This is a genomic window from Vibrio tapetis subsp. tapetis (assembly GCF_900233005.1).
Taxonomy (GTDB): domain Bacteria; phylum Pseudomonadota; class Gammaproteobacteria; order Enterobacterales; family Vibrionaceae; genus Vibrio; species Vibrio tapetis.
In genome coordinates this window covers 3,759,210-3,781,214 of the sequence record NZ_LT960611.1, presented here as the reverse complement: position 1 = coordinate 3,781,214, position 22,005 = coordinate 3,759,210, and the positions used below count along the sequence as shown (strand labels likewise).

Annotated in this window: 21 protein-coding genes; 7 read left to right on the top strand and 14 right to left on the bottom strand. The window is 42.3% G+C overall.

Translation table 11 applies throughout. From position 1 onward, the window contains the following. Positions 1–2: 2 nt before the first annotated feature. From zrgA to arcA, 5 genes are all read right to left on the bottom strand, one after another. Positions 3–800, bottom strand: a complete 798-nt coding sequence (zrgA, locus tag VTAP4600_RS17125; RefSeq protein WP_102523833.1) for a zinc uptake protein ZrgA — start codon at positions 798–800, stop codon at positions 3–5. A 586-nt stretch (positions 801–1,386) separates the two neighbouring features. Next, positions 1,387–1,848, bottom strand: a complete 462-nt coding sequence (pyrI, locus tag VTAP4600_RS17115) for an aspartate carbamoyltransferase regulatory subunit (RefSeq protein WP_102523831.1) — start codon at positions 1,846–1,848, stop codon at positions 1,387–1,389. A 16-nt stretch (positions 1,849–1,864) separates the two neighbouring features. After that, positions 1,865–2,794 carry an aspartate carbamoyltransferase gene (gene pyrB / locus VTAP4600_RS17110; RefSeq protein WP_102523830.1) on the bottom strand — a complete coding sequence of 310 codons (930 nt, stop codon included), beginning with the start codon at positions 2,792–2,794 and terminating at the stop codon, positions 1,865–1,867. 226 nt (positions 2,795–3,020) lie between these two features. Further along, complete coding sequence (locus tag VTAP4600_RS17105) at positions 3,021–4,025, bottom strand: ornithine carbamoyltransferase (protein WP_102523829.1); 1,005 nt, start codon at positions 4,023–4,025, stop codon at positions 3,021–3,023. Positions 4,026–4,178: 153 nt separating this feature from the next. Then, complete coding sequence (gene arcA, locus VTAP4600_RS17100) at positions 4,179–5,399, bottom strand: arginine deiminase (RefSeq protein ID WP_102523828.1); 1,221 nt, start codon at positions 5,397–5,399, stop codon at positions 4,179–4,181. A 562-nt stretch (positions 5,400–5,961) separates the two neighbouring features. On the opposite strand from arcA, the gene rraB reads away from it, so the two are divergent. From rraB to VTAP4600_RS17075, 5 genes are all read left to right on the top strand, one after another. Continuing rightward, a complete protein-coding gene (gene rraB / locus VTAP4600_RS17095; protein ID WP_102524037.1) occupies positions 5,962–6,390 on the top strand; it encodes a ribonuclease E inhibitor RraB in 429 nt (142 codons plus the stop codon). 117 nt (positions 6,391–6,507) lie between these two features. Continuing rightward, the gene (locus VTAP4600_RS17090; RefSeq protein WP_331813005.1) at positions 6,508–8,103 is read left to right on the top strand and encodes a site-specific integrase; all 1,596 of its coding nucleotides are present in this window, start codon (positions 6,508–6,510) and stop codon (positions 8,101–8,103) included. Continuing rightward, positions 8,100–9,938 carry a hypothetical protein gene (locus VTAP4600_RS17085; RefSeq protein ID WP_102523827.1) on the top strand — a complete coding sequence of 613 codons (1,839 nt, stop codon included), beginning with the start codon at positions 8,100–8,102 and terminating at the stop codon, positions 9,936–9,938. Before VTAP4600_RS17090 ends, VTAP4600_RS17085 begins: the two co-directional genes overlap by 4 nt. Beyond that, a complete protein-coding gene (locus tag VTAP4600_RS17080; protein ID WP_102523826.1) occupies positions 9,938–11,953 on the top strand; it encodes a hypothetical protein in 2,016 nt (671 codons plus the stop codon). Before VTAP4600_RS17085 ends, VTAP4600_RS17080 begins: the two co-directional genes overlap by 1 nt. After that, the gene (locus tag VTAP4600_RS17075; RefSeq protein ID WP_076675833.1) at positions 11,950–12,405 is read left to right on the top strand and encodes a hypothetical protein; all 456 of its coding nucleotides are present in this window, start codon (positions 11,950–11,952) and stop codon (positions 12,403–12,405) included. The genes VTAP4600_RS17080 and VTAP4600_RS17075 overlap by 4 nt, the downstream gene beginning before the upstream one ends. Positions 12,406–12,470: 65 nt before the next feature. Here VTAP4600_RS17075 and VTAP4600_RS17070 read toward each other — a convergent pair whose 3' ends face one another. Genes VTAP4600_RS17070 through VTAP4600_RS17055 form a run of 4 tightly spaced genes read right to left on the bottom strand, consistent with a single transcriptional unit; the run spans position 12,471 to position 16,417 of the window. Then, positions 12,471–13,232, bottom strand: coding sequence for a TatD family hydrolase (locus VTAP4600_RS17070; RefSeq protein WP_102523825.1), 762 nt, complete (start codon positions 13,230–13,232; stop codon positions 12,471–12,473). 19 nt (positions 13,233–13,251) lie between these two features. After that, entirely contained in the window at positions 13,252–14,670 is a 1,419-nt protein-coding gene (gene qatC / locus VTAP4600_RS17065; protein WP_172443143.1) for a Qat anti-phage system QueC-like protein QatC, read from the bottom strand. Beyond that, entirely contained in the window at positions 14,670–15,476 is an 807-nt protein-coding gene (gene qatB / locus VTAP4600_RS17060; RefSeq protein WP_102523824.1) for a Qat anti-phage system associated protein QatB, read from the bottom strand. The genes qatC and qatB overlap by 1 nt, the downstream gene beginning before the upstream one ends. Then, the gene (locus tag VTAP4600_RS17055) at positions 15,476–16,417 is read right to left on the bottom strand and encodes a hypothetical protein (protein WP_197708652.1); all 942 of its coding nucleotides are present in this window, start codon (positions 16,415–16,417) and stop codon (positions 15,476–15,478) included. Before VTAP4600_RS17055 ends, qatB begins: the two co-directional genes overlap by 1 nt. Before the next feature lie 185 nt (positions 16,418–16,602). On the opposite strand from VTAP4600_RS17055, the gene VTAP4600_RS17050 reads away from it, so the two are divergent. Continuing rightward, positions 16,603–17,814, top strand: a complete 1,212-nt coding sequence (locus VTAP4600_RS17050; protein WP_102521929.1) for an IS256 family transposase — start codon at positions 16,603–16,605, stop codon at positions 17,812–17,814. 21 nt (positions 17,815–17,835) lie between these two features. Here VTAP4600_RS17050 and VTAP4600_RS17045 read toward each other — a convergent pair whose 3' ends face one another. Continuing rightward, complete coding sequence (locus VTAP4600_RS17045; protein WP_231897924.1) at positions 17,836–18,615, bottom strand: KAP family P-loop NTPase fold protein; 780 nt, start codon at positions 18,613–18,615, stop codon at positions 17,836–17,838. Between the two features lie 289 nt (positions 18,616–18,904). Between VTAP4600_RS17045 and VTAP4600_RS25805 the strand changes: the two genes are divergently transcribed. After that, entirely contained in the window at positions 18,905–19,108 is a 204-nt protein-coding gene (locus VTAP4600_RS25805) for a hypothetical protein (protein WP_145958586.1), read from the top strand. 396 nt (positions 19,109–19,504) lie between these two features. On the opposite strand, the gene VTAP4600_RS17035 is transcribed toward VTAP4600_RS25805, so the two are convergent. The 4 genes from VTAP4600_RS17035 to traL all read right to left on the bottom strand — a co-directional run bounded on the left by VTAP4600_RS17035 (position 19,505) and on the right by traL (position 22,005). Then, entirely contained in the window at positions 19,505–20,350 is an 846-nt protein-coding gene (locus VTAP4600_RS17035; protein ID WP_102523822.1) for a hypothetical protein, read from the bottom strand. Next, positions 20,340–21,032, bottom strand: coding sequence for a type-F conjugative transfer system secretin TraK (gene traK / locus VTAP4600_RS17030; RefSeq protein ID WP_012396995.1), 693 nt, complete (start codon positions 21,030–21,032; stop codon positions 20,340–20,342). Before traK ends, VTAP4600_RS17035 begins: the two co-directional genes overlap by 11 nt. An 85-nt stretch (positions 21,033–21,117) precedes the next feature. Continuing rightward, entirely contained in the window at positions 21,118–21,693 is a 576-nt protein-coding gene (gene traE / locus VTAP4600_RS17025; RefSeq protein ID WP_012396994.1) for a type IV conjugative transfer system protein TraE, read from the bottom strand. Between the two features lie 9 nt (positions 21,694–21,702). Further along, a complete protein-coding gene (gene traL / locus VTAP4600_RS17020) occupies positions 21,703–22,005 on the bottom strand; it encodes a type IV conjugative transfer system protein TraL (protein WP_012396993.1) in 303 nt (100 codons plus the stop codon).

Genomic DNA, 22,005 nt, shown 5'->3' with positions numbered 1-22,005 from the left:
TGTTACATCTTAATGTGATGGTTTGTTGCACTCAACTCCGTCGCGATCTGCTTTTCGTCGGTAACTAAGTTAACGTTAACTTTCTCTGTTGATGGGAAGTGAGTGAACCATTTAGTTTCAATTTGCTTCAACGCGTCGACGTTATCGCATTTAAATTGGTATTCAACAACAAACTCACCGTGACCGCCATGGTCGTGGTCATGATGTTCTTCGTGTTTGTGTTCGTCATGGTCATGGTCGTGATCATGATGTTCTTCGTGCTTGTGTTCACCATGGTCGTGATCATGATGCTCTTCGTGCTTGTGGTCGTCATGGTCGTGATCATGATGTTCTTCGTGCTTGTGTTCGCCATGGTCGTGATCATGATGTTCTTCGTGCTTGTGTTCGCCATGGTCGTGATCATGATGTTCTTCATGCTTGTGTTCAGCATGGTCATGATCCTCGTTTTTCTCGTGGCATGTGCAAGGCTTACTGTTTTCAAGAGTATTTGATACGTGCGCTTGAACGACTTTACAGCTCGCGGCTTCCGCTAGCATAAAAATATTACTAGGCTTGGTTAATAGCAGTTCTGCCTGCTGTAGTGCTGCATTTTGTTCATCCGTTTTTGGTGCGTGCTCAAACCCTACTACGTCTGCGCCAGGAGCGGTGATCTCTACCATAAGCACATTGTCTTCTTGCGCCATATTAAACTCAACAACACCATGTACATGGGCGTCATGTTGACGGAAGCTTTCATCAGCAAATGCTGGAGCACAAAGAATAGCGGTGCTAAGAAGCGTTAGGGAAAAAGTGCGGTTCATAGGAATACCTCAATAGTTCTATAAATTGAATCATAATATAAAGTGAAATTTAGTGTGTTTTGCTGGTGTTAAATTCAGCGATTAGGCCTAATTTAAAGGGCAAAACGTAGATTAATTTAAACGGTATTGTGGGGGAGAACGCGCAACTCTGTTTGGTGCGGGTGAAGATAAAAAACAATAGGTGATAAAAGCGAATAAGATGATGAATTGATTTGGAATATCAAGAATAGGTATATGAGAGTGTAGGCTCGTTTTGCAAATAGAGAACAATTCACATGAGTGTGACGGCTCTTCATGACTCATATGATGCGTATCTACATGATGACTAACAAAAGCAGCACTAAGCCAAAGCAGTGCGACCGTCGCAAATAGCGCGATCCACTTTTGATTCTTTTGCGTATTCATCTAGATTCACTCTCACCAACTCGTGATGCCAATGTAATAACATAACAATTATGCTGCAAGCAATATTATGTGAAATTTGATGAACCTTAAAAGAAACACATTTTTAGGGTACAAAAAAGGTCGAATAAGCATCGACCTTTTAATTGTATTTAGCTTCTAGCCTTTAGACTTAGCACTTCCCCTACAGCTCAGTCATAATTTGACGAGAGTACGCTTTTTCACAGTACTTACACTTAAGGCGAATGTCCTCTTTACGAGGGATCAGAGTGAAACTCGAGTCGACGGGTTCGTTGTGAGAAATACAGTTCGTGTTAGGGCATTCAAAAACACCACTGATTGTTTCCGGCAAAGTCAGAGCCAGTTTTTTAACAACTGTATAATCTTCGATTTGATTTACGGTAGCATTAGGTGCATACAGCGCCAACTTTTGAGCTTGCGCTTCCGTGATGAAGACGTTTTCTATTTTAAGCAGGTCTTTAGCACCAAGGGCTGAAGACGGTAGATTTAAGCCAACGGTCACGCGATGCTCTGTATTGTGCATATCAAAGAGCTTTAATACTTTGATACCAATATGAGCAGGAATGTGGTCGATAACCGTACCGTTACAAATCGCTTCTACCTGCAATTGAGTCTCTTTAGTCATGATGAATTCTCCTCGATTACAGCGTTTCGTTTAAGACAAGAGCAAGTAGGGCTTCGCGAGCGTAGACCCCGTTTTCTGCTTGCTGGAAAAAGTATGCATGGGGTGTTTTATCGACATCTGTTGTGATCTCGTCAACACGTGGAAGTGGATGCAGTACTTTTAGATTTTCTTTGGCATCGTTAAGCATAGAAGCCGATAACACATAAGCCGATTTAATGTGTGCGTACTCTGAGTCATCAAAACGTTCTTTTTGTACACGTGTCATGTACAAAATATCCAGTTCAGGCATAGTGCTTTCCATTTCTAGATGCAAACTGTATTCGATGCCAGCGTCGTCTAATTCTTCACAGATGTAGTCAGGCATTGCGAGGGCGTCTGGAGCGATAAAGTAGAAGCGGTTGTTATCGAATTTGGCCAGTGCCTGTGTTAATGAATGAACGGTACGTCCGTATTTTAAATCACCCACAAAGGCGATGTTTAAGTTATCTAAACGGCCTTGTGTCTCATAGATACTGAACAAGTCCAATAGCGTTTGAGTTGGGTGTTGGTTTGCACCGTCACCAGCATTAATAACAGGAACACCATTGGTAAATTCAGAAGCTAAGCGAGCAGCGCCTTCTTGAGGGTGGCGCATAACAAACGCATCAACGTACGAAGAGATGACTTGAACAGAGTCTGACAGAGTTTCCCCTTTTTTTGCCAAAGACGTGTTGCCATCATTATCAAAACCGATGACCGCCCCCCCAATGCGTTGAATCGCGGTTTCAAACGAAAGGCGAGTACGAGTGGAAGGCTCAAAGAAGCAACTTGCGATGACTTTGTTTTTAATGAGTTCAGGGCTAGGCTCCGACTTTAGCTTTTTAGCCGTGGTGACAACCAGTTCTAATTCTTCGCGAGACAGCTCAGAAATAGAGATAATATGCTTTTGATAGAGCGAGTTCGCCATGTTCTTCTTCCCTATGGTGATGCCATAAAAAAGCCCCCCTATAAAGGGAGGCTTTAAAAATTCAAGTAGCAACAAAAAGGCAAGCGCGATAAGCAATATTGCTTAACACGGACAATCACTGAATGTGTTGTTGCTTGCGACATTTATGTTACCTCAGACAAATTGCGGAGAATTATACTCTGAAGAAATGGGAGCGCAAGCGATTACATCAATTCTATCGTGCTCTCTATTGGCCTAATGTCGCGACCATGATCGCCTTAATGGTATGCATGCGATTTTCTGCTTGATCAAACACAATAGAGTGATGAGATTCAAATACTTCTTCGGTAACTTCTAATCCTTGCATGCCGTATTTTTCAGCCACTTCTTTACCGACAGTCGTTTCATCGTTGTGGAAAGCGGGTAAACAATGCATGAATTTAACTTGAGGGTTGCCCGTTGCTTCTATGACCGATTGGTTGATTTGGTACGGTGTCATTTGAGCGACACGTTCATCCCATGCTTCTGCAGGCTCACCCATAGAAACCCAAACGTCAGTATAGAGATAGTCACAACCGAGAACACCTTCGTTAACGTTTTCTGTTAACGTTATTTTAGCGCCTGTTTGCTGTGCTATATTCTGGCATTCTTCAACCAGTGAGCTTTCCGGCCAATACGATTTTGGAGCCACAAGGCGAATATCCATCCCCATTTTCGCGGCACCAACTAATAAGGAATTGCCCATGTTATTACGAGCGTCACCTAAATACGCGAAGCTGATTTGGTGTAATTGCTTACCGCGGCCATGTTCTAACATGGTTAGGAAGTCAGCAAGAATTTGGGTCGGATGAAATTCGTCGGTTAAGCCATTCCAGACTGGAACCCCTGCAAATTTTCCGAGCTCTTCAACGATCGGTTGACCAAAGCCACGGTATTCAATGCCGTCATACATGCGGCCGAGTACACGCGCGGTATCTTTCATCGACTCTTTATGGCCAATTTGAGAACCTGAAGGGCCTAGGTATGAAACGTGCGCACCTTGATCATAAGCTGCGACTTCAAAGGCGCATCGAGTTCTCGTGGATGATTTTTCGAATATTAATGCGATATTTTTACCCACAAGCTTTTGAGTTTCGGTACCTGCGTATTTCGCACGTTTTAGATCGACCGAAAGATCGAGTAAAAATTGTATTTCTTTTGGTGAAAAATCCAAAAGTTTTAAAAAATTTCTATTTCTCAAATTGAAAGCCATCGGTCGTCCTTTAAATCAAATAGAGATGCATGAAGTATTTATACATATAAATTCACTATTTGTGAATTTATATTTCAATCTAATGACGATAAATAACAAAAAGGCCGCATGCAGCGGCCCTTAATCGTTGAGTCATCACATTTAGCTTGTGAACTAAATGCCATCTCTTTCGATAGGACAACTCATACATCTCGCACCACCACGACCTCGACCCAGTTCATTGCCTGGAATGGTCAGCACTTGTATGCCAGCTTTGTCGTATTTCTCATTGGTGTAGACGTTGCGTTCGTACGCAACAACAACCCCAGGTTTTACGGTAAGAACGTTATTAGCGTCATTCCACTGTTCACGCTCTGCTTCATAGCTGTCACCGCCAGTGGTGATGATTTTTAATTTCTCCACACCAAGGGCAAGTTCAATAGCATGGATATAACTTGGTACTTGTTTTACCGTCATATCATCAGGGCCATTTGGTGTTAAGCACCATGTTTCGAGATCGTTACGCATGATCTCCGGGTAAACAGAGAACGTATCAACGTCCATGTGGGTCATGACTGTATCTAAGTGCATGCATGAACGGTGTTTTGGCAAACTAATAGCGATAACTTTTTTGGCTTGACCTGATTTAAACAACTTGGCTGCTAGATTTTCTACTCCCTGTGGGGTAGTGCGCTCGGACATGCCGATTAATACGGCGCCATTACCAATGACAAGAACATCACCGCCTTCAATGTTGGCATTGTCGTAATGTAAGTCTTCATTACCAAAGAACTTAATAAAATCTTGCCCTGCAAAAATTGGGTGCCAACGGTAGATCGCCCTTAGGTGGTTTGTTTCTCTTTGTCTGGCTGGCATCATCATCGGATTTAATGAAACGCCACCGTATACCCAGCATGAAGTATCCCTAGTAAACAGGTGGTTAGGCAAAGGTTCTATGACAAAATCGAGTGGTTGATGCAGTTTTGGCATCATCGAAGAGGAGTTAAGTGACAGCTCTGAATAGGCAAGACCGCCAAGCAAAATGGTTGCAAGCGTGTCGTTATCCATTGCTTCTAGATGTGATCTTAACTCTTTGGCGAAAGTAGGACCAAAACGAAAATCAGATATTTGATTGGTAAGTAGCCAATTTCTTGCTTCCACGACCGCAAGGGTATCAACCAATAAGTCATGCAATAGAAGCACTTCCACGTTTTGGTCTCTAAGTGTTTGTGCAAATACGTCATGCTCTTCCCCTGCAGCCTCTACTGCGAGGACATCATCAAACAGAAGGTCTTGGCAATTAGATGGGGTAAGGTGGGTCAGCGCTCGCTCTGGGCGATGTAATAAAACACGACGTAATTGACCGACTTCAGAGCCGACATACAACTTACTCATGGAAATGTCCTTATTTCTATATTGATCTTTGGTGCTCTTTAAAAGAGCGCTACCTCACATTTATGACAAGGTTGAAATCAACTTGCAAGTTTCTCGTATAGTGAAATTATTGACTAATTTAGGCTAAAAGCCACATTTTATAGCATGAGGGGGACAAATTTTAATCATTCATACTGGTCATTTTGACTGCTGGATCAAAAATATCGCGTCTGTTTTTCGTTAGAAAACGGTAGGGGCGGGTTGAATGGCAATTCACTTAAGTGCGGATAATGTGCTTTAGGTTGAAATGTTATGCAGTTTTACCGCAAAGCGTTCTTAGTATTTTATCGGGCGATTTCCATTTATTGAATGCAAACTGGCAAACAGACTCAGTACGGCTATTATTCTGAATAGTGACGGTCAGGAAAAATTGTTAATATTTTGTTTCTGTGATTAAGGTCGGCATTTTAATCCAACAATAAAATCAAGGATCACGGCTTTGTTGGTGGTAATTTTGCACGATCCATGCGATATTCAGCGCGATAAATTTAACCATTTGATAGCCAATAAATCGGAGCGAAGCATGAGCACGCCTCAACAAGATGATTACGTATCGGTAGAAGAGTTACTCGAGATTCAAAAAGAAGATACTCGTGAGATCATTACTGCACTTTTAGAAGATGGCAGTGAGCCCGATGCTCTGTATGAAATTGAACACCATTTGTTTGCTGAAGACTTCGCGACGCTAGAAAAAGCCGTTGTTGAAGCTTTTAAAATGGGCTTTGAAGTGGCAGAAGCGGAAGAAGTTGAAGATGACGACGGCACTAAGCTACTTTGCTGCGACGCTGTTATGGAGTCGACTCTAGATCCTGAGCTTATCGATGCTCAAGTTGAGAAACTAGTGAACTTAGCAGAGAAGTACGACATTATTTATGATGGCTGGGGTACTTTTTACGAACACCCCCACGATTCTGATGATAGTGACGAACCATACGATTTAGAAGACGAATAAAGTTGAGAAAACCTTGCAGTTATAGCAAGGTTTTTTTTCGCATGTAACTTTATTTTTTAACTGTACACATATAAAAGGTGTGAATGTGTGATATTATAGGTTTAATGAATGGTTTGAGTGGAAGTATTTGATATGTCAGGCGTGATTTACGAGATTAAATCAACAGAAATTAAAGGTTTCACTTACAAGATTCCATTAGTTGAGTGTGATGAAAATGGCGAATTGCGAGTTGCTTACTCGAAGGATAAGTCCAGTTATGTCCACATTAAGAGTCTTACTTTCTTAAACCTAGTTGGATACGAAAAGGTAGAGACAGATGGTAAATCTGAAAAAGGGCAAATTGTCTCATACGAGCCAATGGATTATGTGAATCAATACATATTGTCTCGGCATATAGAAGAAGGTAAAGAGGAATCTGCACAGGACTCTAAGGCGCTGATTCACTATTTTTCATTCATTCTAGATTTACAACGCCTATGGGATGAAAAGTATAACAATGAAGATTATGACCCAATTATCGATCCCTCTCGACCTGCGTGGGATAGCTTTAGTGTCAGGAAGAATCAACGTGCGACTTATATGTATCATAGCGCTATTAAGAAGGGGGCTATTGATGGTACAGGGCTAGCAAAGTCAACTGCTACTTCTTACATGCGTAATGTGATCAATTTTTACTCGTACCATCTCCGATTAGGGAAGCGATTCAACAGAGAACCATTCAAGTTCGAAACGCATATAATTAATACCAGTGCTGGGGCTACGTATATGCGAAGTCATAGGCAGAAAATTGTTCAATCTACCGATCTGAAACTTACTTTTGCAAAATCTAAGAAAAATAATGGAGGGAGTCTGCCTAATGCTAGGCGAGATCTGAAGCCTTTGACAAAGGTAGAGTGGCAAGAAGTAGAAAGTATATTAACGCAAACCAAAAGGGTAGTTAAGAGTGTAAAGGGGCAAGAAAAATTGGTGAGCCTTGCTGAAGAGTATTGCTTATTCTTTTTAACTATCCGATTCACAGGGCTTCGAAAAGAAGAAGGGGCGAGTTTGCATTTAGGGCAGATCTTCCCCCCAGATATGAGCAAACCGATGTTACGGCTAGGCGTCGGTGAACAGTATGGTTCTTTTACCAAAGGTAGTGATGGATTCAATAAGACTCGTCGTACAATAATACCTAGCTCAGTTATGCTTATGCTGTACAGGTACACTCAATCTGATCGGTATAAGAAGCGTTTGCAGAAGTTTAGGGAGTTATGTAAAGCCAAAAGAGAGGCGGGTGATGATGCCTTCTTTGATATGATTGATGGAGTGGATGAAACCAAAAAATACTTATTTTTAAGTCAAACAGGCGTTCCATTTTTCCTCAAGGTAACTGAACTCAATAGTCGTTGGAGTGAGATTAGAAAAACTGCCAACCTCAACCTTTCAAGTTCTTTCGATGCGGTTATCCATAATCTTCGTTCTACATTTGCTGTAGCCATTTTTAGAATGCTTTTGAAGACTAAAGATTCAGAAAAAGCGTTAGCGATAGTCTCTGAATTTTTGGGCCATGATGATTTAGCAACTACGATGCTCTACTTGAAAATTGCAGAAGATAATCCGACGGGCGATGAAATTTGGGAGGATGTTCTGGACTATCTTGATGTATTTAATGACATTGAGCATGAATTACTGGCTGATCCTATACAACCTAATTCTGAGGTTACATCATCATGAGTCGCAGAAAGTCGATTGTTGTCGATGATGGTATTTTCGGACAACGAGAATCTATTGTAGAGCCGCTTCGTCTGGAAAGTTTGATTCTGAGAACCGATAAATATACGTCATATTTTGATCAGCTTAACTATCGATTTGCTCCAAATTACTCTAATAAAGGAAATGGTCAAAAGAGAAATAATGTTGAATATGCTCCCATGGGGCGCGAAAGCTTTGTGCGTGAAATGTATAAGCTCTTTGAACCTAAGTGGGGATTAACTACTCAGAAGTACCTTGTAGAGCTGAGAAAGTATATTCGATGGCTTGATGAAAGCGATCTGACAGACATTAACGATGATTACTTTCACCCTGAACTGTATACGGCGTATATGCAGTACTATCAAGGCCAGGTAAATCGAGGTGAGCGAAAAAAGTCTTCATGGAGCAAGGCTAGGAGTATGTTGACATTCATACTCAAAGAGAAAGGCCGCGAGCATGAAGCTAAAGTAAAACTGCCAAAGATCAAAGGCACAAAAAAAAATACTGATTCACATAAGGGAATCGATCTGAAGGAGGAGTTTCGCCCTTTAATAAAAGTGTTTTTTTCTGCGTTTGCTAAGTTTGTTAAGCACCTGAAAGAAGGTTCTAGTCCTAACGTACATCCTTTTTGGAATGAAAGCCTGTTTAACAAAACTGCGGATGATGAAGGGTGGAGTAGCCTAGCAAAAAGAAAGAACAAAATTACATTCAAAAGAGCTGTGAAGAATGGATATGGGATTTTTTCCTTTTATAACCACTTCTCTCGGCTTGCCACCATGCTGACTTTTTGTCTCACAGGACAAAATACGTCACCAATTCTAAACCTTCGTTTTGGTGATATCAGATTTGCTACGAGAATGAATGGCAAAGTTTACTTTGACATGAATAAGGCGAGAGCTAACTATCTAGGCTTCGATACTTCTCTCGGTTTTAAACCGCATGTTCAGGCGTTTTTTAATCAGTGGCTAGAGGTTTCTCAGAGCTTACAAATAGAATCTGGTACAGATTGGTTATTCCCTTACTTCAGTGAATCAGGAACCGTGAAAAGTTTTATTGAGGCAGGGCAAAGTACCCCTCAGAAGCACATCAATCAATTAACGAAGCTGTTAGGTCTTGCCCATATTAATCCATCGAAATTACGTCAAACTAAAATTGATACATTAATGAAAGTTACCGAAGATATTTGGTTAGTTTCTATGTCTGCAAACAATTCAGTGTCGGTGATTGCGGCAAGTTATGGAAGTGGTCACGAAACGGATCATCGTAATAATATTGCTGCCTCACATACGGCTATGTTTGATTTCGCTCAAGGTGTTAAGAGTATTCATGATGCCGTAAATGAGGCGAAATACGAATTTTCTGATGTTCTTAGTAATTACGATTACAAAAGATTACGGGATACAGAAAATGACCGACAAACACCGATAGGTACTCGCTGTAAAGATGCTAAGCAAGGCAAAGCCAAGAGTATAAAAAAAAATTTAGAACTTAATGGAATCGACCTGCCAGAAGATGTATGTACTGACTTCCTTGGTTGTTTTGAGTGTTCTCATCATCGTTTAGTTGCGGAGGTTGAAGATATTTGGTTGATGCTTTCTTTCAACGATACTCTCGACGAAATGAAAGGTTATCCATCTATAAATAGCCTACCAACGGATAAGTTTCACAGGTTGTGCAACACTATTGCATCCATCTTAAGGCGGTTCAGTGAGGTTTCGCCTGAAAATTACGCAGAAGCTTCAGAGATGCATAGAGAAGCTCCCCACCCGCTCTATAGCGATGCATACAGCTTAATTGATTTGCTGGAGACATTTTGATGGTTGATCATACAAAAATAGTGACACAAGATATTCTGTCGCCATTTCCTTTGCAAAAATCGCAGGTTGCTTTTTTACTCCCTGGGTTAGATGAGCTGGGTTCAACAGATAAACCTTATCATGTCGAAGAATGGGATTTCTCAACAGTTAATGTTGTTGCTGTAAATAAGCGACTTAAAATGACATTCAGGGCTACTAATCAACAACATGTTAGGGAAATTCAAGACGTACTATATAAGCTCTATCACGACTCAAGACAAACGCAAACTTTACCTTTATCTGTCAGTATGATGGATAGGCATAAGTTTTCTTTACAGCACGTTGCAAACTGTTTGAATAGTACATCATGGCGTGATTTGGATGACCCACGAAAATTTAAAAATTTCCTACGTCAATTGAAAGAGCTCAAGCTTGGTAAGGGAGTAGTATATCCAATAATCGGTGTACTAAATAAACTTAGTCATTTGAGAGTAATTGAGACGTTTGTTGATTCGAAGGCTTTGCTCAAATGTGCAAAACAACAGGGAGTTAAGCAAAGTGTCGCTATCCCTTCAAAGATGTTCCAGAGTATGTTGAACCATTCCCTTCGAGTTGTCGAAAAGTATTATGGGCATCGTCATGAAATATCACGCGTCATGGAAGAGGCTTATGATTTAAAAGAAAGAATAGCGAATGGCGAAGTTGTACAACAAAGTAGCAGAGCTAAATTCTTGGCTAATAGTTCCAAAGCCATTGATAAGAGATTCGCTAGAGCTGTCAAAGGCATTTCTCACAGCATCCCTGATTTTACCGTAAACCTGAAGGCTCAGTCTTTAAGTGAGATTTTGACGAATTGTATCATCGTGGTTTTAGCGTTCTCTGGAGCAAGAATTGGTGAAGCTTTGAGTCTGAATAAAGATAGCATTAAACCTATTCTCATAAATGGTAAGCGTGTTGTGTTGTTACAAGGAGAGACTACAAAAGGTAATGATGGGATACCTGAAGTCGTAACGTGGCAATCACATCCTATTGCCCAATCTGCACTGGAACTTGCTTACGATATGATGGAATCTACTCGTGCTCTCTATATGAACAGGGTGAATGAAAAAGAAAAGCAAGGCTTATCACCTGAGAATATCAAGCATATGAGAAAGCAATTGAAATCGGCTTTTTTGGTTCCTACCGCAATACATCAAGACTCAGATAATTACGTATTTTATGTTTTTAAACATCTTCAGAACTTTATGAATAAGTGGTTCAACTACAAGGCAACTCAAGAAGATGTAGATGAATTCGATCAGTTAAACCCAGCTCGGGAAGGACAATTAAAGCTAGGAAGTACATTTGCTTATATGAGTTCTCATGACTTTAGAAGAACATTTGCAGTACTGTTTGTTAGGTATGGTTTTGGTTCTGCATCAGGAATCAAATTTCAATACAAACATGCGAACATCAATATGAGTGATTACTATGCTAACAATGCTTACCTCGCAAGGATGAATGATATATTACTTGATGAAGACTTGTTGGACGAGATGGATGAGGAAGGAATAGATTTAGGGGTCGATTTGTTTGATGATATATATAACGGCAGCGAATACCTAAGTGGTGCTCAAGGAGAGAGTATTAAGCAAGAACGACTTAGAATACTCGATAGTGGTCAAAGTATCATAATGACTAGAGAGGATATCGAGGAGCATATTCGCTCTGGCGATTTCCACATAATTCAGCTACCCAGTGGAGCCTACTGTACAAATGCATCATGTGATCGCGTGTGCGGCACTGAGCCTTTCAGGGCCGAGGTGAAGGAATGTGCTCATAAAGTTGTCACAGATAAAGGTGCGAAAAAAATAGCAAAACAAAGGGAGCGATTGGTTGCTAAGTTTCAAGCTATTAACACTGGTGACAAACTAAAAAGTTCAATCTTAGCTGGTCTCAAACAAAAAATTCAGATAGAAGAACTAACGCTGAAAAAGCATGGGATAGCGTTCATTCCGTTTCAGGGGGAAATTATGGACACAGAGGTGATCACATGAATAAACCAGCAGTAGAGCGTCTGCAAGACGCTCTGGAACGTTTGTTAGAAGGTAAGCCTGAGCGAGTAAAAGCTACGGGGAGACTTACATTAAATAAGATTAATCGAGAAGCAGGTTTAGGACAAAGCTACATTCATAAATTCAAAACCTTTATAAATGAGACAGCCAACCCCACAATTGAGAAATACAACAATAATCTGAACAACCCTACCTCAGATTGTTTATCAACCGCTCCAACTTCAGTGGAGGCGAGCGTTGTCGATAAATTTAAAGCTGATCTGAAAAGAGAAGAGAATCTCAAGGTGAAATATAGAAAAGAGAGAGATGAGCTCAATGCTCGATTAAAAGAGCTGGAAAGTATCAACAATACTTTGATGTATCGTGTTTATGAGTTACAGGGTGAGTTGAGCTTTTCAGTGCATGAAATGAAAGACAAAGGTCTGAATGAATAACTCTAATCGTGAGCTATTAATCAGGGCAACAAGTGTTGCCCTGATTGTAAGATGTTTAATTCGTTTTAGGTACTACCTAGCAACTGTTTAGAGTTTTTCAGAAGATCCGCTGTAAAATCGTCACTAGAAACACCCAATGATATTGCTAGTTCTATAGTTGTTTCTTCCAGTAAGGATTTGTGGAAACTGGAGTCATAGGTCTTAGCAGTAAAGGGTAAATCGGTTTCGATCAAAATACTTTCCTTTGGGATGTGAGCAAGTAAGCTTTTACCTTTTTTAGTTTTGACCATCTTATGATTGAAAGAGAATTTAGCGCCAAGATCTAAAAGTTTGCTAGCTTGTAATAACGAGCCCGTAAACCAATGCATTATTGGTGTTAATGAAGCCGTGTTCATTTCTGTGTTTAGAATTTTTATAACTCTACTTTCTGCTTTAAGACTGTGAATTGACAGTATTTTCGTTGTTTCGCTTGCTGAGCTTAGCTTTAGTATTTTCGAGAGAACCTCTTCTTGTGAATCTAAGCTATCTTTGAATGCCGCTGACCCATCTAATCCAACTTCACCTACAATAAAAGCGTCTTTTACATATTTAGAAAATGAATCGTGATCTTTATATCGAGCGCTAATAAGTTGAGGATGCATACCTAACGCTGGAAGCATCCCAGATATATGTTGAGACTCTTCTACATTTTTAGGCCAAGCTAAAGGAGTAGTAGTGACAGCGACTGCTGCCACTTCAGGGTCGAGCCTAAGTGAGCGACTCTCAAAGCCTGGAAGTAGGTCACAGTGACAATGAAAGTCGATATATTTAATTTTATCGCTAATCATGCATTTGATACTCATTAATTTAATACGATTTAGTTACTGTTACCTCTTTGACCAACCCATACACTTCGTTTAGTCCACGTTCGTACATGCTCGCGATTTGATTCCATTCATCATATACACCAACTAGCGTGCCAGATTTATGGATTTCAGTATTCGGGTTGATTAGTTTGTTTTCTAATCGAAATCCTGCATATTGTACGGATAAAATGTCTTTTGATTCAGCATATACACTACCTCTTTTTCCGACTTTAATTTTTGCATCATTAAAGCTTGATATTGCTACATATTTGGACTTATCAATCATGGATGCTTTTTGAAAAGAGGCTTTACGGATAAGGCATGGGTAACAGTACCCACAATTGCCAAGGCCACCCACACCCCCTAATCTTTTGGACTTTAGCCCATTCTTATCCCAGCGCATTTTTGTGGGGGAAGCACATGATAAAGTTTCATGGGCATGATTGAGTAACAAATGTTTGTTTTTACAGTTGTTCATCATCTCGCCCTTAGTCATATGACGGTAGGGATTCTCTAACTGAATGTTTAAGCCTAGTCCTTGGATAATTTCTTTCATTTTACACATGAAGTTAGGGTGTACGGTTTTTGTACTGTTGGCTCCCAGCCTAAGTGGGTCTAAGGGTACATTTAAAGCGATAAACCCATTTTCAGGTACGATAAGCTTACACGTTTCTCCCATGTTGGAAGCCAAGTAGGCGGCCATTGATACGAACATAAATGAACGAGATCGTTGGCTGTTTTCTGAACTTGCATGTGTACTGTTATTTCTAAATACATTTTTGTCGAAAGCTAAACAGCCCTTTACATACCCTTTAAAGTGCTTAGGAAATTGCTTCTCTAATATATGTTCTATCGTGTTTTGATAGTTTTGTGTGCCGTCGGCTGTGTAATGCCCAACAAATAAGGAGTCTGTTTTTTCACTCAGTAGGTCAATAGCACCGATAAAGCTATCTAATCCTCCAGATAAAAGTGAGACGGCTTGTACTGGTATAGGGGATTCAGTTTTCTCTGAGCATTCAAGGAGGTTTTCTTCATCGCGTTCTCGCAATTTTATTTTCCAAAAGTCACCAGTGATAAATGAAAGAACCTCCTCTATTTTTCCTAGAAGTGGTTCCCACAGGGTGGTGTCGTTTACAGGAAAATAGATGTCGAACTCACGAGTCCACCCATCTTGAGAATGTTGTTTTCTGCTAACCCTTGTGTCAGCAGCATAGACTAGAGCTGATAGATTTAGTAATTCTGATGCGCGTATGTTTGATTCCACGAGGTGTTTTTGGGCTTTCTTGACAAATGCTCCGATACCATATTTTGTCTTCGAGTGATTCTTGGGTAAGTCTACAGACACGACTAAACTTTCATTATCATCCAAAACAACGTTGTCTTTGGCGGTGCTTAAACCAATTACTGAACATCTTTTCATTATTCATCACCAACTGATTCTAAAATTTCGAAAATATTTGCATATAAGTCATCTATTTGATCAACTAATTCTGTGTCCATTATATCTAAGCCATCCGCGAGTAGAGAGGTCATGGCATCACTTGCGCAGCCTTCAATATATCCTCCAAGCTCTTTGAGAGTACTGTGTAACTGCTCTGGGTTAGCTTTTTCAGCAACCACATTATTACCAATGTCATTAATGATTCTTTCTGTGACGCTTTTACCTATAAAGCAGCTAAGGCTTGCGCTTATTTGTTCAGACGTAATTTGACTTAAGTCCGTAATCCCCATTGTGGTAGTCATTTCAATGACAGTTTCGATGTATGCACTTCTGACTACAGCGTCAGGGATGTTGCTTGTAGTTACTTCGCAGATTTTGTCTGAAACACGCAGCAGCAATTGATCTGCTGTTTCATTCGGTTTTAATGTGAGGTTAAAATTCTTAGCCGCAGCATCTGCACCTTGCTTTGCAGCATCTGTTAAGAACGAGAGTAAGTTGCCCGCAGCTTTTGTGGAGCCCCCCATTCTTTTTACTGATGATCCTTTCCCTCCAGTGTTTTTAACGTAACGGCTTATTCCCCGCTTCATTGAATCAGTATCGCCCGTTCGGAAATAGCGATTCATATCAGATCTAGGTGCTCTGAATCTTTGCCCACTTTCTGGCTTTATGTCTGCTTTTTTTGGTGCACTTTGCTGTTGCTGTTGCTCGCCGCTCCCACCTTCAAGCCATGTAGGAACTAGAGGGTTGTTACTATTGGGGCCTTTGTTTGGCGTAGATGTACCCATTACTTATCCTTCTTTAGTTGCTGCTTAGCGGTTGCGGCAAGGATTGCATTGTCAGCGTCTGACCAATTTTTGAGCAATTCTGTTAGTTCTTTTCGAGCATCATCATTTAATTCTGCTCGCTCCCAACCAGAAACCGCCCATGTTCCAATGTTACGCTCAGGAATATCTGCAATGCCTCGAAGCAGTTTTAATTGGAGTTCTTTGAAGCATTTACATATAAGGATTGCTCCAAAGTAGTAGTCGGGGGTTTTTTGTGGATTCGAAGATCCATGGATTTTTGTAATTAAAAGCTCCATTAGTTTTTCGGCATCATCAGCCGATAGTTGCTCTACAGTACTTTGTGCACTGGAAACTTCTAAAGCGCTACCTGAGAGAAGTTTGAGTGATCGTTCAATTAACTCATTACTGTGTGTTAAGCCTACAAATCTTACTTTTTCTCTTGTCAGGAAGAAGTATGGGGCTAGATTTATATCGGATAATGGTGGGTCAATTTTAATCCAGTTAGCAAGCCAAGAGTCTTTCTCAGTATCAAATAGTGGTTTCTGAGTCGATAGTGGATCAGATATTTCTTCTGTATTGTTGAAAATGGAGTGTTCTTGAATTTTTAGTGAAAGAGGCAAGCCTTCATGGTTGCTCAAGCTATCTAGCCTAAGTAGCTCATATGCGTTTGGATTAAATCTTTCTAATAGCATCAGTTTAATCAGTATATTTTCTTTGATAGCATCTTTATAGCCAGCGCTTTCGGCAACTAAAAGCCTAGTCATAAATGCATTTAAAAAACGTTTGATTTGACGGGGATTCCCCTTCGTACCTAAGTTTAAGGCTGGAGCAATTTGTGATGCCATGAAAAACAGTTCTTTATTTTCTTTGGACAAAGTTTTTCCTGTCCAACTCTCAAATTGTTCAGTAGAAATACTTCCTTTAGCCCAAGGTTCTTTCATGATTGTGCGGGCATGCTCAAGAACTATATCGAATTCATGGCTATCTTGTTTACAGACACTTTCGGATATAAGTAGAGCTAGGTAGATCGACGTTTCATTTTCGTTAAGAGCTGGAATCCTGAAGAGACTGTCTCAATTTCTGTGTAATTGCCTAAACTAAGCCTTAAAGGCTAAGGATAGGCAATATGAACAAGAAAGAGCTTGAAGCTTTCGCCAAGGAAGCAGCAAAAGGAATTAAAACCCCTGAGGACTTAACTGAGTTCAGCCAAATGCTGAAAAAAATTACGGTTGAGGCCGCACTCAATGCGGAAATGGATGAGCATCTTGGCTATGAAAAACACCAACCCTCTAGATCGAATAATAGCCGCAATGGAAAGAGTAGCAAACGCGTAAAAACCGAAGATGGCGAGTTTGAACTCGATACACCTCGGGATCGCCTTGGCTCGTTTGACCCCAAGCTAGTCAAAAAACACCAATCACGATTTACCTCTATGGATGACAAAATCTTGTGGCTCTACGCCCAAGGAATGAGTACGCGCGACATCGTAAACGCTTTCGATGAGTGGTACGGTGCGGAGATATCACCCAGCCTCGTATCGCGCGTCACAAATGCGGTGATAGAAGAAATAGTGGAGTGGCAATCAAGGCCACTCGATGCCATTTATCCTATCGTTTATCTCGATTGTATTGTGGTCAAGATCCGTCAAGACAAGCGTATCATCAATAAGTCGATTTTCCTTGCTTTAGGTATTAACACCGATGGTCAGAAAGAGCTAATGGGCATGTGGATAGCCGAAAACGAGGGGGCTAAGTTTTGGCTGAGTGTTCTAACTGAACTCAATCAACGTGGTGTTGAAGATATCCTTATTGCGTGTGTAGATGGATTGAAGGGCTTTCCTGACGCTATCAATACTGTCTTCCCCCAAACGCATATTCAGCTTTGTATCGTCCATATGGTGCGGAACTCATTGAAGTATGTGTCTTGGAAAGACTATAAGGCGGTGACTGCCGACCTGAAACGAGTGTATCGCTCTACTACAGAAGATGAGGCTCTACTCGAACTGGAGCGCTTTGGCGAAGTCTGGGATGGGCAATATCCGCAAATATCTAAGTCCTGGCGCAATCACTGGCAGAACCTCAACACGCTCTTCAACTACCCAGAAGATATCCGTAGAGCCATCTACACAACCAATGCTATTGAGTCTCTCAATAGCGTGATCCGTAAAGCACTAAAAAAGCGGAAGATCTTCCCTAACGATGAGGCCGCAACCAAAATGGTGTACTTAGCAATCAAAGACGCCAGCAAGAAATGGACGATGCCCATTCAAAACTGGCGTCAGGCTATGAGTCGGTTTATTATCGAGTTCGAGGAACGTCTCGATAAACACGTTAACTAAATGGCAGTTACACAGAATCTGTTACAGCCTCATCCTGAATGGGATTTGTATCAGTTTTTCGAGGTAGTTTCGTGTATAAGCCATTCCACCTACTTCCTCGGACAAACTAGGGAAATGGCGACGGACTGAGTACTCGATCATTGTTTCATCTGCTGCGATAATGAAAGCAGTGTTTGGCATAAATAAAAACAATTTCATTGCTTCTAATGTTGCTATCGCCGTATCAGGCAAGCAGCGGTCAAGATCATCGACTAAGATTATTAGTCTGTCTATCTCCGCAGTTTTTAGTAGTTTTTTATACTCTTGTCTGAACTCTGTTATTTCAGTTACAACTTGCTTATTGTCGGCACTTCCAATACACCCTTTAAGCTCCGCCAATCCTTTCGAAAGTTCTTCTTTTCCTAAGTTTTCTGCTTTGTTCGTTAGGTTATCCACTATTGCTGATAAATCTTGCATTGTGGCTGGTGTCGGAACTCCACTTAAAGCTGTAACTCCCCAGTTAGCGACTGTCTTTGCTGTTTTAAACCAATTAACTCTTTTTAAAAAGGAGTCTGCTGATGCTCTTAAGCCCTCGACAGATGATCTGCTTTTTACCAAATCACTTGTAATTTGTTGCATTAATGCAGTTTGAGCGTCTTCAAGACCCTGATATAGCCATGAGTTAAATCTAACACATACCGTTTTTTCATCGTCTTTATAGGACTGCTCAATCATAGACAAAACAGATGATTTACCAGCACCCCAATCACCATGAATACCGATAGAGACAGGTAGCCTTTGCTGATCACTAAGTAATGTTATGATTGCTTTGCTTATGGATTGGTAATTGAGCAGGTCTACACTAGATTCCTTTATCTGGCCACAGCAATTTTATGTTCCCTACCTAAAAGGGCCTTAAGTTGGTTTACTTTAAGGAATGGTTAATATAAGAATACCCCTGCCAATTAAAGAAATTCAAAAACAAGGTCCTAAAAGATTTTAACTTATTCACCCTTCCCTTTGCCTAACTGGGGGGAATAAAAATTTTTGTTCAAATAGGATTTAAATCAAAAAATTTTGGTTGGAAAGGGGGAGTTACAAAAAAAAGGTTTTGAAACTTAAAAAAAAAAAAAATTCCGAAAAAGGGAAAAAAAAAGGGCCTTCCACAAACACAAAAATCCCTGAAACTTTTGTTTTAAAAAAAAAAAAAAAAGTGAAGAAAAAATTTTTAAAAAAAGGGGGCGAAAAATTTTTCTCTTCATTTGAAAAAAATATGTTGGTTTTTTTTTTTTTTTTTTCTTTCTTCAAAAAATAGTTGGGAAAAAAAAAAAGGGGGTGGAGAAAAAAAAAACACCTAAAAAAAAAAAGAAAAAAAAAAAAAAAACTTATTGACCCCCACCCCCCCTCTCTCTCCCCCCCGGAGGGAAAAAAAGCCCCAAAAATATCAAGACAGGCCCCCCCCGCCCGCCAGCGGATCCGGGGGGAAGGGGAAGGGGAAAGATTTTTTTCTCTCCCCCCCCCATTAAAATAAACCGGGAGGAGGGGGGGGGGGGGGGGGAGGGCGGGGGACCCCAGCCCGGCGGGGTAAAATTTTTTTTGAGAGGGTTTTTTTTACCCCGTTTTTGGGGCAAAAAAAAAACCCCGGGGCTTTTTCAAGGGGTTTTTGGGGAAAAACACCCAGGGGGGGGCCCCGGAATTTTCCCCTTTGGCCTTAAAAAAAACCCCCGGGGGTTTTGGCTATTCCCCCGGCCCCCCCGGGTGGCCCCCCCCGGGGGTTCAAAAAAAGGGGGTGGGGTTGGCCCAGGAAGTTTTTTAAACGGGGGCGCGGAGGGGGGGCGTTTTCTTTCTTCCTTGGGCCGGCCCAGTGGAAACCTGAAAACTGTTCAAAACCCTTCCGGGGCAAAACGGGACGTTGTTTTTTCCCTTGGTATTGAAATTCCCCCCTGTTTGGAGTTGTTTTGCCCTCCACGACCCGACGGGCGAGGGGGCAGGGGCATTCTCCCCACAAATTTCGGCCAGAATAGACGTCGGCTGACGCGCCTTGGCCTGCCGGTTTCTTCGCCTCTTGCCACTGCGTGGTGAGTTGCGTTTTGAGGGCGTCGATTTCCGCCAGTTTGTCTTGCATTTTTCGCTCAAGCTCACTCAAGGTCGAGCTTTGATTGCGCGCGCTCGCCTGCTCGATGTTTTTAAGCTCTGCGGTGAGACTGTCGCCAAAGCGCCCCAGCGTACTTTCAAACTTAATCAGGGATTGCTCTAGCTGGTTGATTTTAAGCTGCTGCGCGGTGAGGGCGGATTGGTTGTCTTTTTCGGTGAAGTCGTCACCGACCACGGCGCCAAAGCCCACTTGGGTGACGGGCTCAACCGAGGTGGCCTCTCGCGTCATTTGCCAGACCAGCGCGCCCGCTAAGGCGAGCGCCGCCAAGATAACCACAGTGATGATGAGGTTGCGGGAGTGCGTGGCTTGGTTGATGCGCTCGCCTTGGTCAAAGTCCCCGTCACGGTCTTTAAAGAAGGTGCGTCCCACGCGGCTTAATCGGTCTTTGGTGTTATCGAACATGCGCGGCGCCTCCCCCGGTGATGAGGTATAAGGTGGTGCTGGCTCCAGGAGCCAGCTCGTAAGCTTCAAGCGCCGCACTGCGCGCGGAATCGCTGTAAAATTGCGCGGTGGTGAGCGTCATAAGGGTTTGGGTTTGGTTGCGCAGGGTGTAAATGATGCCCGAGTAATCGCGGCCGACAAACACGGTGGTGGGGATGACGGCCAGCGCTGCGTCATCGTCTGGTAACGTGGCGGGATCTACCGGGTGCTGGCTAAATCCCTCAATCGGCGCTTTGTCATGGACAAAGCGCATCATGGCCTTGGTGAGTCGTGTCAGGCCCTTGGGGTAATCGGCGCTGGTTTGCATGACACTGTCTTGCTCTAAATGAGACTGCGCCCACGTAAATTCGGACACGAAGCCCGGGGTGGCTTTGGGGCTGATGAACAGCGCGAACAAGCGCCCTTTTTCGGTGGTCAAATGCGCGGTAAAGGGCAGAGCAATGTTGATTTTTAAGGTGATGGAGCCGGAGGCGTCTTTTTGGTTGCCCGATGAGGTGCAAAAGCCTTGCGGGCACACGATGGATAAAATTCGGTCATTGGCCACCACGAGCCGGTTGAGGTTAATGGAAGACAGAGATAAAGGGATGGTGTCGCCATTACTAAAGGGGTAAGTCACTTTTTCTGCGTTTTGGGCTTGCGCCATGAGTGGAGTGCTCAAGAGAAAGAGCAGTAAGCACAACCGTGTGTAAAACGGGGGATAAAACCGAGTGCGCGTTGGGGGAAAGACATTAGGGCGATGCATGGTCGGTGGCCTCTAGAGTTTGGATGGATTGAAGGGCGAGTACGCCATGGTGGTAGGTCAGGTTGACTTGATACCATTTACTCTCCGCGGGCAGCGTGCGCGTGCCTACGTGTTTGGTTAGCGTTCCTTTTACGTGCACTTTCAACTCATCAAGGTTAATCGTGAACGTGCTTGCAGCGAACTGGCTGCTGATGTTGCCCTTTTTGATGGCGCCCGCTTCTCGCAGCAGATTGGGTTGAAAGGTGGCCCAACTGCCTTCGTCTACGTATTCCAGCAGTTGGCCGTATTGCCGACCGACGTTGCCTGGGGTGACGTTGAGTTTGAGATACAAAAAGTAATCGGCCATTTGCTCTAAGTAGGGCGCATCCACTTGGGAGTCCGACAAAGAGAAGGCTTTTGATATCACCGGGGGCACAAGGGTGCGGCTTTTATGGGTGAGGGCTTGGTACACCGAAAAACCGAGCACCAGATTGGTGAGGAGCATGGCAAGAAAGCCGAGGCTCAAAAAAAGATTGAGCAGGCTTTTTATCGCCAGTTTGTCTTGTTTGATGAAACTGTCCATAAACGGCCTTTAATATATCCAGTAGCGTTTGGAGGCGGCGGGGGTGCGCGTGAATAACACGCGCTTCATAAAGGAAGCCCCCCACCAATAGCTGGCTTGCGCGATGATGTGATCCCCGTATTGGGATTTGATGTAGCGCAATCCCCCGAACCACGCCATGGCTATCACCATGCCAATCATTTCGTGTCCAAGCCAAAACGCGAGGCCAAAGGTGACAAACGCTGGCAGCACTTCATCCATGGGGAAGCCGACGAGGCGGCGTCCTTTGTTCATGTGTTTGGGGACCGCAAAAAACTGATGAGGATCTTCCAT